Annotated in this window: 11 protein-coding genes and 1 pseudogene; 3 read left to right on the plus strand and 9 right to left on the minus strand. The window is 45.0% G+C overall.

Features of this window, described 5'->3' with window-relative positions:
* Window positions 1-65: 65 nt before the first annotated feature.
* The 6 genes from AB8613_RS06320 to zapE all read right to left on the minus strand — a co-directional run bounded on the left by AB8613_RS06320 (window position 66) and on the right by zapE (window position 5,171).
* A complete protein-coding gene (locus tag AB8613_RS06320) occupies window positions 66-803 on the minus strand; it encodes a cytochrome c1 (protein WP_048658023.1) in 738 nt (245 codons plus the stop codon).
* On the minus strand, window positions 800-2,065 hold the full coding sequence (locus AB8613_RS06325) for a cytochrome bc complex cytochrome b subunit (RefSeq protein WP_017629361.1): 1,266 nt from the start codon (window positions 2,063-2,065) through the stop codon (window positions 800-802). The genes AB8613_RS06320 and AB8613_RS06325 overlap by 4 nt, the downstream gene beginning before the upstream one ends.
* Window positions 2,065-2,655, minus strand: coding sequence for a ubiquinol-cytochrome c reductase iron-sulfur subunit (gene petA, locus AB8613_RS06330; protein WP_061019062.1), 591 nt, complete (start codon window positions 2,653-2,655; stop codon window positions 2,065-2,067). Before petA ends, AB8613_RS06325 begins: the two co-directional genes overlap by 1 nt.
* 330 nt (window positions 2,656-2,985) lie before the next feature.
* Complete coding sequence (rpsI, locus tag AB8613_RS06335; RefSeq protein ID WP_004740758.1) at window positions 2,986-3,378, minus strand: 30S ribosomal protein S9; 393 nt, start codon at window positions 3,376-3,378, stop codon at window positions 2,986-2,988.
* Between the two features lie 13 nt (window positions 3,379-3,391).
* Complete coding sequence (rplM, locus tag AB8613_RS06340) at window positions 3,392-3,820, minus strand: 50S ribosomal protein L13 (protein WP_010434689.1); 429 nt, start codon at window positions 3,818-3,820, stop codon at window positions 3,392-3,394.
* Between the two features lie 247 nt (window positions 3,821-4,067).
* Entirely contained in the window at window positions 4,068-5,171 is a 1,104-nt protein-coding gene (gene zapE / locus AB8613_RS06345; protein ID WP_050635033.1) for a cell division protein ZapE, read from the minus strand.
* A gap of 220 nt (window positions 5,172-5,391) precedes the next feature.
* On the opposite strand from zapE, the gene zapG reads away from it, so the two are divergent.
* The 3 genes from zapG to degS all read left to right on the plus strand — a co-directional run bounded on the left by zapG (window position 5,392) and on the right by degS (window position 8,552).
* Window positions 5,392-5,847 carry a Z-ring associated protein ZapG gene (gene zapG, locus AB8613_RS06350; protein ID WP_372384662.1) on the plus strand — a complete coding sequence of 152 codons (456 nt, stop codon included), beginning with the start codon at window positions 5,392-5,394 and terminating at the stop codon, window positions 5,845-5,847.
* A 126-nt stretch (window positions 5,848-5,973) separates the two neighbouring features.
* Window positions 5,974-7,329, plus strand: coding sequence for a Do family serine endopeptidase (locus AB8613_RS06355; RefSeq protein WP_372384804.1), 1,356 nt, complete (start codon window positions 5,974-5,976; stop codon window positions 7,327-7,329).
* Window positions 7,330-7,487: 158 nt separating this feature from the next.
* The gene (gene degS / locus AB8613_RS06360) at window positions 7,488-8,552 is read left to right on the plus strand and encodes an outer membrane-stress sensor serine endopeptidase DegS (RefSeq protein WP_060983027.1); all 1,065 of its coding nucleotides are present in this window, start codon (window positions 7,488-7,490) and stop codon (window positions 8,550-8,552) included.
* A 102-nt stretch (window positions 8,553-8,654) separates the two neighbouring features.
* Here degS and parC read toward each other — a convergent pair whose 3' ends face one another.
* From parC to yqiA, 3 genes and pseudogenes are all read right to left on the minus strand, one after another.
* Window positions 8,655-10,913, minus strand: coding sequence for a DNA topoisomerase IV subunit A (gene parC / locus AB8613_RS06365; protein WP_146490517.1), 2,259 nt, complete (start codon window positions 10,911-10,913; stop codon window positions 8,655-8,657).
* Window positions 10,914-10,916: 3 nt separating this feature from the next.
* Window positions 10,917-12,797 (minus strand): DNA topoisomerase IV subunit B, encoded by a 1,881-nt coding sequence (parE, locus tag AB8613_RS06370; protein ID WP_017061428.1) that lies wholly within the window; start codon window positions 12,795-12,797, stop codon window positions 10,917-10,919.
* 239 nt (window positions 12,798-13,036) lie between these two features.
* Window positions 13,037-13,640 (minus strand): annotated as a pseudogene (yqiA, locus tag AB8613_RS06375) (esterase YqiA).
* Window position 13,641: the final 1 nt, after the last annotated feature.

Raw genomic sequence — 13,641 nt, forward strand, 5'->3', positions numbered from 1 at the left:
TGGAGGCCTAAAGCCTCCATTGAACATTAACATAATTTGGGAATTAGCACGGTATTATAGCACAATTAGTGCACATCACGCCAATACTCTTTCTTCAGCAAAATCACGATGATAGTGAAGATTACTAAGAAGGCCATTACCCACCACCCCATAGCATGACGCTCAAGTTGAACTGGGTCGCCCGAGTAAACCAAAAAGTTAACAAGGTCACGAACCGCTTCGTCGTATTCACCGGCACTTAATTCGCCAGAACCGTCAGTTTCAGTACCAACAACAACCGTCACTTCCTCGCCATCTACCATATGCGTATCGTAGATTGGTGTTGGGATACCTTGCAGTTCTTCAAGAACGTGCGGCATACCTACACTTGGGAAAACAATGTTGTTCACGCCAAACGGACGAGACGGATCTTCATAGAATGTACGAAGGTACGTGTATAGCCAATCTGCGCCACGAACACGAGCCACCAAAGTTAGGTCAGGTGGCGGAGCACCAAACCAACTTGCCGCTTGCTCAGAAGGCATAGCGTTAACCATCAAGCTACCAATTTTCGCCTCTGGGTCGAAAATCAGGTTTTCCTTCATTAGATCAACAGGGATCTCTAAATCATTCGCAACACGTTCATAGCGCTGGTACTGCGTTGAGTGACAAGCGAAACAGTAGTTCATGAACATCTTAGCGCCATTTTGCAATGAAGCTTTGTCTGTTAAGTCATTGTTCGCTTTGTCTAATGGTACGTTTGCACCAGCTGCCATCGCCAATGACGGCAACATAGCAAATAAAATTACAATCCACTTTTTCATTTGAATGTCACCCTTTCTGGTAATGGTTTCGTCGCTTCATTTTTACTGTAGAACCACAGTAGAACGAAGAACATGAAATAACCTAAGCTAAAGATTTGAGCCAGTAACGTGTATGTTGGCGTTGCAGGAAGCGCACCAAGTACACCAAGCGCAATAAAGCTTATTGTGAATTGGATGATGTTGATCAAATGCAGTTTGCTACGGTAACGGTAAGAACGAACCTTACAGCGGTCAAACCATGGCAATAGGAATAGCACAACAATTGATGCGCCCATTGCGACTACACCTAACAGCTTATCAGGAACAGCACGAAGTACAGCGTAGAACGGCGTGAAGTACCAAACTGGAGCGATATGCTCAGGTGTTTTCAGCGGGTTCGCAGCTTCAAAGTTAGGCGGCTCAAGGAAGTATCCACCCATTTCTGGGTTAAAGAACAGCACGTAACAGAACAAGAATAGGAAACCAGCAACACCTACCATATCTTTCACCGTCCCGTATGGGTGGAAAGGAATAGAGTCGATGATGTCGTATTTCTTAGTGTAATCCTTATGGAATGGGAACTGAGTTTTGTAATCGTCGCCCATTGTGCCTTTAGGAAGTTTAGTTTCGATACCGTCAGGGTTGTTCGAACCCACTTCGTGTAGCGCTAGTACGTGAAGCACGATAAGCAGCAGAAGTACGATTGGTAGCGCGATAACGTGCAGTGCGAAGAAACGGTTCAGCGTTGCACCAGAGATGATGTAGTCACCACGGATCCAAAGCGTTAGGTCATCACCGATAACAGGGATCGCACCAAACAGAGAAATGATTACCTGAGCACCCCAGTAAGACATTTGACCCCATGGTAGTAGGTAACCCATGAAAGCCTCAGCCATAAGTACTAAGAAGATCAACATACCGAAGATCCAAAGTAGCTCACGAGGTTTTTGGTAAGAACCGTAAATTAGACCACGGAACATATGCAGATAGATAACAACGAAGAATGCCGAAGCACCTGTTGAGTGCATGTAACGCAGTAACCAGCCGTATTCCACATCACGCATGATGTATTCAACAGAAGCAAATGCACCGTCACCAGACGGTACGTAGTTCATTGTTAACCAAATACCCGTAAGAATTTGGTTAACCAGTACCAACATAGCTAAAGAACCGAAAAGGTACCAAAAGTTAAAGTTCTTAGGCATTGGGTATTCAGACAAGTGCTTTTTATAAGCATTCATCGCGGGTATACGTTTCTCTACCCAGTCTAGTAGTCCTTGCATTATGCATCTCCCTCGTCAATACCGATAAGGATCTTGGTGTCACTTAAATACATATGCTTTGGCACAACAAGGTTCAACGGTGCAGGTACACCTTGGAATACTCGACCTGCCATATCAAACTTCGAACCATGACAAGGACAGAAGAAACCAGACTTAACGCCCTGAACTTGTTCTGCAAAAGAATCTGGCAGGTAAGTTGGAGAACAACCTAAGTGCGTACAGAAACCAACAGCAACGAAGAATTCCGGCTTAATTGAACGGAACTCGTTCTGCGCGTATTCTGGTTGTTGTTCAGCTTCAGATTGAGGGTCACGAAGTTGACCACCGATAGCTTTTAGGTTTTCTAGTACCGACTCAGCACGGCGTACAACCCATACAGGTTTACCTTGCCACTCGACACGAACCATTTGTCCCGGTTCTAACTTACTGACTTCCACTTCCACCGGCGCGCCCGCAGCTTTCGCCTTGGCACTCGGATTCCATGATTTAATAAAAGGCACGGCTACAGCAGCTGCTCCTAAACCACCAACAACGGCTGTTGTTGCGGTTAAGAAACGCCTGCGACCGTTATTTAAAGGCGCGTTGCTCATCCAAACATTCTCCCATTTGCTCCTTATGGATTGAAATAATTCCGATTAAAGAGCATGGCTAACAAAATATGTATTTAGTTCTATTTATTGACGGCAAATGATAAATAAAACCCTACTTTTTGACAAGATAAAGCTACCTTTTTGTAACAATCATGAGGCAAAGCGCACATTGGGTTACAAAAGCTTTCAAAATATAAGAATTTGGGAATAAAACGAGGGAGAGGAAGCGTTTAGAGTGGGTATAAAAACAAAAAGCCCGGCATATAGCCGAGCTTTGAACCACAATTCCAGTAATAAAACTGGGAGCGTGTACTTTTTCGTAAAGAAAAATTAACGCTTAGAGAATTGAGGTTTACGACGTGCTTTACGTAGACCAACTTTCTTACGTTCAACGCAACGAGCGTCACGAGTAACGTAGCCAGCTGCACGTAGAGCAGGACGTAGAGTTTCATCGTACTCCATAAGAGCGCGAGTGATACCGTGGCGGATTGCGCCAGCTTGACCAGAAATACCACCACCAGAAACAGTGATGTAAAGGTCAAGTTTCTCAGTTAGTTCAACTAGCTCAAGAGGTTGCTTAACAACCATACGAGAAGTTGGACGACCGAAGTAAACATCAAGGCTACGCTTGTTGATTACGATCTCACCAGAGCCTGGTTTGATGAAAACACGAGCTGCTGAGCTTTTGCGACGACCAGTGCCGTAGTATTGATTCTCTGCCATTTTCATAATCCCCTTAGATGTCTAGTACTTGTGGCTGTTGAGCAACATGGTTGTGCTCAGTACCAGCGTACACTTTAAGCTTACGGTACATCGCGCGGCCTAGAGGACCACGTGGAAGCATACCTTTAACTGCTAGTTCTAGAACCATTTCTGGTTTCTTAGCAATTAGCTTTTCAAAAGTGATAGTTTTAAGACCACCTGGGAACTCAGAGTGACGGTAGTAAACCTTACCCTTAGCTTTGTTACCAGTTACAGCAACTTTCTCAGCGTTAACAACGATGATGTAATCACCAGTGTCTACGTGAGGAGTGTATTCTGCTTTGTGCTTGCCGCGTAGGCGAGAAGCGATTTCACTTGCTAGACGGCCAAGAGTTTTGCCTTCAGCGTCTACAACATACCAGTCGCGTTTTACAGTTTCTGGTTTAGCAACGAAAGTTTTCATGCTAATAATTACCTATTTAAAAAATTTACACTTAAGGAATACTCGCGTATTCCCACTGTCTAAGAGTTACCATTCATCACCCCTTCGAGTGTTGGAAAACTCTTGGCATAACGTGATTTTACTCATCGCTAGAGGCCCGCAGTAACGGTAGGTCGCAGGATTATAGAGAAGAGCGAAGAAAAAATCACCTCTTTTTGAACAAAATCACGATTTTTTTAATTCTATTTCTTATTCGAGATAATCAGAGCTAACTTAAGTGTTCTTTTGCCAAATATTCATGGCTCTGCATTTCGATTAAACGCGACTGACAACGTTTAAATTCAAACTCTAGCTGCCCATGGGTATACAATTTTTCTAGCTCAACTTCCGCTGAAATAATCAATTTCACATTACGCTCGTAGAACTCATCCACCAACGCGATAAAACGTCTCGCTGCGTCATCTGAAGTCGCGCCCATTTGCAATACATCAGCCAACAGAACGGTATGGTAAACACGTGAGAGCTCAATGTAGTCATTCTGGCTACGAGCCGACTGACAAAGCTGAGCAAAAGTACCATGCAACACACCATCACTCGCTTCGACTACATCTAATTGACGGTGGTTAACCTCAATCTGCTTCAGCTTCTCTTTATCTTCACCGACTAATTGTGCGTAATATTTTTCTAGGTTGATATTCGCTTGGCTATCCAATGGGTAATGATAAATTTCAGCCTGCTCTAGGGTACGTAGGCGATAATCAATGCCGCTATCAACATTAAGAATGTGGCAGTTATCTTGAATCAGCTTAATTGCTGGCAAGAAACGCGCGCGTTGCAAACCATTGCGATACAGATCTGCCGGCGGAATGTTTGACGTTGCCACCAAGATAACGTTTCGAGCGAATAACTCTTGGAACAAGGTTCCTAAGATCATCGCATCGGTGATGTCTGAAACAAAGAATTCGTCGAAACAGATAATATCCGCTTCTTCCTTCAACTTGTCTGCGACTAAAGGCAGTGGATCACTCACATTACCTAACGCCTTTAGCTCATCATGAACTCGATACATAAAGCGGTGAAAATGAACGCGCATTTTTTTTGTGGTCGGTAAGGCATCGTAGAACGTATCCATTAAATACGTTTTACCGCGCCCGACGCCCCCCCAGAAATAGAGACCTTTTGGTGGCTGTGGCAGTTCTGGCTTTTTGCCCAGTAATTTCTGGAATCGAGTCAGTTGAGGAATGGGCGTATTCATGTAATCTTGGAATTGATGAAAGAGTTCATCTAAAGATTTAACGGCTTGCTCTTGTGCTGGATCTCTTTGAAATCCATGTTCTTTTATATCTTGTTCGTATTTTTTAATGGGATTCATGACGACATTTCCACAATGAAAGCGATATTCAGACAGCAAATAAAAACGGGGCCAGACAGTATGATAGATTAAGTAATGCGGTGAATAATGCAGCACTAAACTGCTAACTAGCGCACACGCATTTCTCTTTATACTGCGGCTTTCTCATAGTACCATGGAGCCGTAGCACGTGTAACTAAGCAGTAACAAACATGTTAAAAAACAATAATAAGGAGCTGTTATGCCTTGGATGTATGCCGTTGCCGGTTTACTAGTCGGAGTTATTTTAGGGGTCGCTATTTCTCGTCTCATGACACCTGAATACAAAAAACAAAAGAACGTACAGAAAGAATTGGATAGCGCAAAGTTTGCCCTGGAACAGCAGCGACAAGAGCTGGCTGACCACTTTGCGAAATCAGCAGAAATGTTGGACACCTTAGGTAAGGACTACACAAAACTGTACCAACACATGGAAAAAACAAGCTCAGAGCTGATTCCTAACCTGCCAGAGCAAGACAACCCGTTTGTGAAAACAGCCGCCGCTCATTCGAACAAATCACAAGATAAGCCGTCAATTAAAGAAGCGACACTTGAGGAGCAACCGAAAGATTACGCGAATGGTGCAACCGGTTTATTTAAAGAACAGAAGAAAGAAATCATTGATGCTCCTGATGTAGTGACAGCAAAAGCATCGTAAACATTTAACACTTCTTGAACTTTACAAAGGTTTTTGAGTCATAACTTTCACTCAGGTCATTTGAAACTTCTCATACTTATTACACGTAGTGAGAGGGGTAAGACCTTAACTAGAGAGGAGTTTATGATGAAAAAACCTTTGCTTGCTTTATCAGTACTGACTTTAAGCTTAAGTTCAATCATCACCCCCATTCAAGCAACGGCCGCACTGCCATTAAGTGTGGGTAACGAACAATTACCAAGCCTCGCGCCTATGCTTGAACAAGTGACCCCCGCTGTGGTTAGTATTGCCGTAGAAGGCAAACAGGTACAACGTCAGCAAATCCCTGAACAATTTCAATTCTTTTTTGGCCCCGAACAAACACGAGAGCGCCCATTCCGCGGATTAGGCTCTGGTGTAATCATTGATGCCAAGAAAGGCCATATCGTGACTAACTACCATGTGATTAATGGTGCCGACGATATCAAAGTAAAACTTCATGATGGTCGAGAATACGATGCCGAACTTATCGGTGGCGACCAGATGTCTGATATCGCACTGCTTAAACTCGAAAAAGCCAAGAACCTTACCCAGATAAAAGTCGCAGACTCAGACAAGTTAAGAGTCGGTGATTTTAGTGTCGCAATCGGTAACCCATTTGGGCTCGGTCAAACCGTGACATCAGGCATTGTTTCTGCGCTTGGTCGCAGCGGCCTGAATCTAGAGAACTTTGAGAACTTCATTCAAACCGATGCGGCAATCAACAGCGGTAACTCTGGTGGCGCACTAGTGAACCTCAACGGTGAACTGATTGGTATCAACACTGCCATTCTTGGCCCTAACGGAGGTAATGTCGGTATCGGCTTTGCAATCCCATCTAATATGATGAAAAACCTGACAGAACAAATTCTCGATTTCGGTGAAGTAAAACGCGGCATGCTTGGCGTTCAAGGCGGAGAAATTACCTCAGAATTAGCAGAAGCACTCGGTTATGAATCAAGCAAAGGGGCTTTTGTTAGCCAAATTGTCCCTGATAGCGCAGCAGACAAAGCAGGCCTGAAAGCGGGCGATATTATTGTCTCTATCAACGGTAAGCGCATTGATACCTTTAGTGAACTGAGAGCCAAGGTGGCAACTCTAGGTGCGGGTAAGCAAATTGAACTTGGTGTGGTTCGCGATGGAAAGAGTAAAACCTTTGATGTAACCCTTGGTGAATCGACCAATAGTAAGACACAAGCTGAAAAACTCCATGAAGGGCTTGCTGGTGCTGAACTCACCAACACAACAGACAGCGACTCAGCAACAGGCGTGAAGGTGTCAAGTGTTGCTCAAGGCTCACCAGCAGAGGCTTACCAACTTCTCAAAGACGACATCATTATTGGCGTCAATCGCCAAACCATTAAAAACCTTGCTGAATTTAGAAAGATTCTTGAGAAACAACCGGGCGTATTGGCGCTAAATATCCAACGTGGCGACAGGACTATCTACCTCGTTATTCGATAGTCGTACGTCAGCGTAATAACAGGGAGGCTCGGTAAGTTTGCTTTAAACTTACTCAGTCTCCCTTTTCTTTAGATGAATCAAAATGCTATGCTTCACTAGTAATCAAGTCAGTCATCCATCTACGGAGGCTTCACACCTTACTTGTTGAAGAGGGAAACATGCTGTCCTTTCTATTTCGTTCTATTTCCCTTGGACTCGTTTCAGCGGCGCTTATTCTTCTCGCATTCCCGAGCTTAAGACCAGCGATTGTTGCTGACGTCACTAGCCCTAAAGTTGATAATATTGGCTCTCTTCAGATTTCATTTAACCAAGCAGTTCGCCGCGCGGCACCCGCTGTGGTTAACATTTATAGCCGCAAATACGCTGAAAGTGATCGCAACAAACTGCTCACTCAAGGTTTGGGCTCTGGGGTGATTGTTAGCGAGAAAGGCTACATCATTACCAACTTCCATGTTGTGGCTCAAGCAGACCAAATAGTTGTGGCGCTTCAAGATGGCCGAGTAGCAGCTGCGCAACTTGTCGGTTCAGACAAGCGCACCGATATCGCGATACTTAGAGTCAGCGGTGACAACCTACCGGTGATCCCACTCAACCCTAATTACAAAGCCAATGTCGGTGATGTAGTACTGGCTATCGGTAACCCATATAACCTAGGTCAAACAACAACCTTTGGTATCATCTCTGCAACCGGCCGCTCTTCGATCAGTGCCGATGGTCATCAAGCCTTTATTCAGACCGACGCGGCAATCAATGAAGGTAATTCAGGTGGCGCGTTGGTTAACTCGCAAGGTGAGCTAGTCGGTATCAATACCGCTTCTTTCCAACAAGCTACCGACATGGAAACCTATGGGATCTCATTTGCGATCCCCTATCCACTTGCGAATAAAATCATGGAGAAGATCATCGCCGATGGCCGTGTAATTCGTGGTTATATCGGTATCGATGGACAAGACATCAACTCTGTCACCTCACGCATGTTGGGTACTAAGAATATAGGTGGGATTGTTGTGTTAGGTATCGATCCAAATGGCCCTGCAGCGGATGCCGGTTTTGAAGCTCAAGACATTATTGTCAGCATCAACAATAACCAGGTAAATGGTCGTCAGAGTGTGATGGATACTGTTACTGATTTGCGTCCAGGTACCGTGATTGATGTAGGCATCTTACGCCAAGGTGAAAACAAAACCCTCAAAGTAACGATTGCTGAAGATACTCGCCTGTAGAGTAAACTCTGTAAGCAGTGATTCAAGCTGCTAATACACAAATACAAAAAACCCAGCTCACAAGCTGGGTTTTCTTTTATCTAAAGATTGTATCAGGTATCTCTACGATTCACTTGGCTCTTCGATATCGATGCGAGTCACTCGCTGTAAACCTCTTGGTAGTAGGCCACCACGGCGACCACGTTCACCACGGAAGTTTTCAAGATCTGCTGGTTTCAAGCCAAGTTTACGTTTACCTGCGTAGATAGTCAGCGTCGCATTCTCTGGGATAGCCATCAAGTGCGAGACAAACTCTTCACGCTCTTTTGCTTTCGCAGAAGGGATATTGATGATCTTGTTGCCTTTACCCTTGCTCAACTGAGGTAGGTCTTTAATAGGGAACAACAACATACGGCCTTGGTTAGTAATCGCCAGAATCTGGTTACTGTCCAAGTCAGCAATAGGGCTTGGCATCATCACCTCAGAAGCTTGTGGCAAGTTAACCAACGCTTTACCGCTCTTGTTCTTAGACAGCAGATCGCTACCCTTACAAACAAAGCCATAACCAGCATCAGAACCGACTAACCATAATTGCTCATTCTCTCCCATCACCACTTGGCGAATAGAAGTACCAGGGCTGACATTCAAGCGGCCTGTAATTGGCTCACCTTGGCTACGTGCCGACGGTAATGAATGAGATTCAAGGGAGTAGCTTCGGCCATCACTGCCGAGGAACACCGCTTGCTGGTTACTCTTACCCTTAGCACTCGCTAAGAATTTATCACCTGATTTGTAGTTCAAGCCTTCAGCATCAACCTCATGCCCTTTAGCATGACGAATCCAACCTTTCTCAGACAACACAACCGTAATGGGTTCGCTTGGTACTAAGTCGCGCTCTGTTAGCGCTTTCGCTTCAGCACGCTCAATCAGAGGTGAACGACGATCATCACCGTATTTATCCGCATCTGCTTGGATTTCTTTCTTGATCAGCGTATTCAAGCGACGCTCTGAACCGAGTAGCTTTTCAAGCTTTTCACGTTCAGCTTCAAGCTCTTCTTGTTCCGCTCGGATTTTAAACTCTTCTAACTTAGCTAAGTTACGAAGTTTAATATCAAGAATCGCATTGGCTTGAATTTCAGAAATGTTGAAACGGCTCATCAATACAGGACATGGTTCGTCTTCTGTACGAATGATCTCAATCACTTCATCGATATTAAGATAAGCAGCAAGCAAGCCTTCTAAGATGTGCAAACGTGCCAATACTTTATCTAAACGATACTGCAAACGACGACGAACTGTTGTGCGACGGAACTCAATCCACTCTTTCAGGATCTGAACTAAGCCTTTAACTTGAGGACGGTTATCTAAACCAATCATGTTCAAGTTAACGCGGAAGTTTTTCTCTAGATCCGTCGACGCGAACAGGTGACTCATCAATTGATCACAGTCGATACGATTTGAACGAGGAACGACAACGATACGCGTTGGGTTCTCATGATCAGATTCATCACGCAAGTCGTCAACCATTGGCAGCTTTTTAGCGCGCATCTGGTTCGCGATTTGCTCAAGTAACTTCGCACCTGACACTTGATGAGGTAAAGCCGTGATAACAATATCAGAGCCTTCCTTGTGCCAAACCGCGCGCATCTTGATGCTGCCACGTCCAGTACGATAGATCTTTTCGATGTCCGATTTCGGAGAGATAATCTCAGCTTCTGTCGGATAATCTGGACCTTGAATGAAACTCATCACATCTGAAAGCTCAGACTTAGGCGTATCAATTAGGTGAATGGCTGCATTAGCGACTTCACGCACGTTGTGTGGTGGAATATCGGTCGCCATACCTACCGCGATACCAGTGATACCGTTAAGTAGGATATGAGGCAGACGAGCAGGCAACATTTGAGGCTCTTTCATCGTGCCATCAAAGTTTGGTTGCCAGTCAACAGTGCCTTGACCTAGTTCACCTAGAAGAACCTCAGCAAACTTAGATAATTTCGCTTCGGTATAACGCATCGCAGCGAACGATTTCGGGTCATCCGGAGCACCCCAGTTACCTTGACCATCGACCAATGGGTAACGGTAAGAGAAAGGCTGCGCCATCAATACCATCGCTTCGTAACAAGCAGAGTCACCGTGTGGGTGATACTTACCTAATACGTCACCAACGGTACGTGCTGATTTTTTGTATTTCGATGCAGCCGATAAGCCTAGCTCAGACATCGCGTAGATAATACGACGCTGTACTGGCTTCAAGCCATCACCGATATACGGCAATGCACGATCCATGATCACGTACATTGAGTAATTTAAGTAGGCATCTTCGGTGAACTTGCGCATTGGCAGCTGTTCAACGCCATCATATGTAATTTCGTTAGACATCCATTATACCTCGGCCATATCACCGTTAGTCTGTAGCCATGTACGGCGATCATCTGCACGTTTCTTACCAAGCAGCATGTCCATCATCTCGTTGGTCGCTTCGCTGTCATCAATCGTTAACTGCACAAGGCGACGAGTGTTTGGATCCATGGTGGTTTCACGCAACTGAAGTGGGTTCATTTCACCCAGACCTTTGAATCGTTGCACGTTGATCTTGGCTTTCTTCTGCGATAGTCGCTCAAGCACACCGTCTTTCTCTGCGTCATCAAGTGCGTAGAACACTTCTTTACCGCAATCGATACGATACAGAGGAGGCATTGCCACATAGATATGACCCGCTTCAACTAATGCATGGAAATGGCGAGTAAACAAAGCACATAGCAGTGTCGCGATATGAAGACCATCCGAGTCCGCATCGGCAAGAATACAGATTTTACCGTAACGCAGGCCTGATAAATCATCGTTGTCCGGGTCGATACCCAGAGCCACCGAGATGTCGTGCACTTCTTGCGAAGCCAATACTTGGTCTGCTGACACTTCCCATGTATTTAAAATCTTACCGCGAAGTGGCATCACCGCTTGGAACTCACGGTCACGTGCTTGTTTAGCTGAACCACCCGCCGAGTCCCCTTCCACGAAGAAGATTTCGGTACGGCTTAAGTCTTGAACTGAACAGTCCGTTAGCTTACCTGGCAAAGCTGGACCTGAAGCGATTTTCTTACGCACAACCTTTTTGCTTGCGCGCATACGGCGGTGGGCATTCGCAATACAAGCTTCTGCTAACTGCTCTGCCAGTTGTGGCTTTTCGTTCAACCACAAGCTAAATGCATCTTTAACCACACCAGAAACAAACGCAGCGGTTTGACGCGAAGACAAGCGCTCTTTTGTTTGACCAGCAAACTGCGGATCTTGCATCTTCACCGATAATACGTAAGAACAACGGTCAAAGATGTCATCACCTGTTAGCTTAACGCCACGTGGCAGCAAGTTACGGAACTCACAGAACTCGCGCATTGCATCAAGCAGACCTTGGCGAAGACCGTTTACGTGTGTACCACCTTGTTTAGTCGGTACTAAGTTCACGTAACTCTCGGTAATCATATCACCGCCTTCTGGCTGCCAGATGATCGCCCAGTTCGCCATTTCTGTTTCAGCTACGAATTCGCCAACATACGGTTCTTCAGGCAGTAAGGTGTAACCTTTCACGCCTTCGGCAAGGTAGTCTTTTAGACCATCTTCATAGAACCATTTATGCTCTTCGCCACCGACTTTGTCGATAAAGGTAATTTCTAAACCTGGGCAAAGCACTGCTTTTGCACGTAGGTTGTTAATCAGACGCAGTGTCGAAAATTTAGGGCTATCGAAATACTTAGGATCAGGCCAAAAATGTACAGATGTACCACTGTTACGATGGCCGCAAGTGCCCGTTACAGTCAGTTCTGTTACAGCATGACCACCTTCAAGTGCGATCTCATGAACCTGACCTTCTCGGCGTACGGTCACTTCAACACGTTTTGACAGTGCGTTTACAACCGAGATACCTACACCGTGCAGACCACCTGAGAACTTGTAGTTGTTGTTCGAGAATTTACCGCCAGAGTGGAGCTTAGTTAAAATCAGCTCAACACCTGAGATCCCTTTTTCAGGGTGAATATCGACAGGCATACCACGGCCGTCATCGGTAACTTCTAACGATTGGTCTGCATGAAGCACAACTTTGATCTTCTTAGCGTGTCCCGCTAGTGCTTCATCGACCGAGTTATCAATGACTTCTTGGGCAAGGTGGTTAGGTCTTTCTGTCTCAGTATACATTCCCGGGCGGTGTCGCACAGGATCGAGACCTTCAAGTACCTCGAGGTCTTTTGCATTATATTGTTCAGTCATAATACGGAGTTTACTCAAAAAGTTTGCGTCAGTTCGCTGGCTCCAGTTTCACTAAAGCAGAATCATTACTATGAACCGTCATAGTAGAGCGAACGAGCGAAGTATTGGGGAATATAGTCTGGAAGCTGAGTAATGATGTCAAGCTAGTTCAAAAACTAAGACATCAAACTATGATATTTCACCATTGATAGATGAAATAACAGGCAAACAAGAGAAAATCACTTAGTTGGTGGAACAGATTAGATATTTAGAAAGGTGATGATTTGTTGTGGGTAGCGTTCAAAATCAACAAAGCTATGATCCCCCCTCTTCTACTGTCTGTGTTGCACCTTGGTACTTCTCTACCGCTTGTCGGTAATCCAGAACTTCATCTTCCGTTTGCTGAAGTAACCAGAAATCACTCGGCTTAGTGATAACCGGAACCTCTAACGCCTTCAGTTCATCGATATGCTTTGTTTCCAGTACATATCGCTCATCAGTGTATGGGTTTACTTGTTCACCTAAATAGTCAGCAAGAAGCTCAAATGGCTTTACTGCTGGGTTTACAACCACAGCTTTAAAACCATAGTGACTATTCAGCCATGTTGAAAGATAGCCACCCAATGAGCTACCCACCAACGCTATCTGATATTGCTCTTTATATTGCTCCACCAACTGCTGTAAATGCAGAGCTGCTTGCTGAGGAAAGCTCGGCAGTTGAGGGGTAACGACTTTAATATCAGAGCGATACTTAGCACAATAATCTGCCATCACGTTCGCTTTATGAGAACGTGATGAACTGTTGAAACCGTGAATATAGAGGAGCAGTGATGGCTTAGTGGTTTGCAGTTCAGAACCAGACATT

Origin of the sequence: Vibrio sp. BS-M-Sm-2 (assembly GCF_041504345.1) — a bacterium.
In the GTDB taxonomy this organism is placed as follows: Bacteria; Pseudomonadota; Gammaproteobacteria; order Enterobacterales; family Vibrionaceae; genus Vibrio; species Vibrio satsumensis.

Excerpts from the sequence above, each read along its gene's own strand:
- degS (WP_060983027.1), top strand. The coding sequence starts at position 7,488 with ATGCTGTCCTTTCTATTTCGTTCTATTTCCCTTGGACTCGTTTCAGCG.
- AB8613_RS06325 (WP_017629361.1), bottom strand. The coding sequence starts at position 2,065 with ATGCAAGGACTACTAGACTGGGTAGAGAAACGTATACCCGCGATGAAT.
- zapG (WP_372384662.1), top strand. The coding sequence starts at position 5,392 with ATGCCTTGGATGTATGCCGTTGCCGGTTTACTAGTCGGAGTTATTTTA.
- parE (WP_017061428.1), bottom strand. The coding sequence starts at position 12,797 with ATGACTGAACAATATAATGCAAAAGACCTCGAGGTACTTGAAGGTCTC.
- rpsI (WP_004740758.1), bottom strand. The coding sequence starts at position 3,378 with ATGGCAGAGAATCAATACTACGGCACTGGTCGTCGCAAAAGCTCAGCA.
- AB8613_RS06320 (WP_048658023.1), bottom strand. The coding sequence starts at position 803 with ATGAAAAAGTGGATTGTAATTTTATTTGCTATGTTGCCGTCATTGGCG.
- petA (WP_061019062.1), bottom strand. The coding sequence starts at position 2,655 with ATGAGCAACGCGCCTTTAAATAACGGTCGCAGGCGTTTCTTAACCGCA.
- AB8613_RS06355 (WP_372384804.1), top strand. The coding sequence starts at position 5,974 with ATGAAAAAACCTTTGCTTGCTTTATCAGTACTGACTTTAAGCTTAAGT.
- parC (WP_146490517.1), bottom strand. The coding sequence starts at position 10,913 with ATGTCTAACGAAATTACATATGATGGCGTTGAACAGCTGCCAATGCGC.
- zapE (WP_050635033.1), bottom strand. The coding sequence starts at position 5,171 with ATGAATCCCATTAAAAAATACGAACAAGATATAAAAGAACATGGATTT.
- rplM (WP_010434689.1), bottom strand. The coding sequence starts at position 3,820 with ATGAAAACTTTCGTTGCTAAACCAGAAACTGTAAAACGCGACTGGTAT.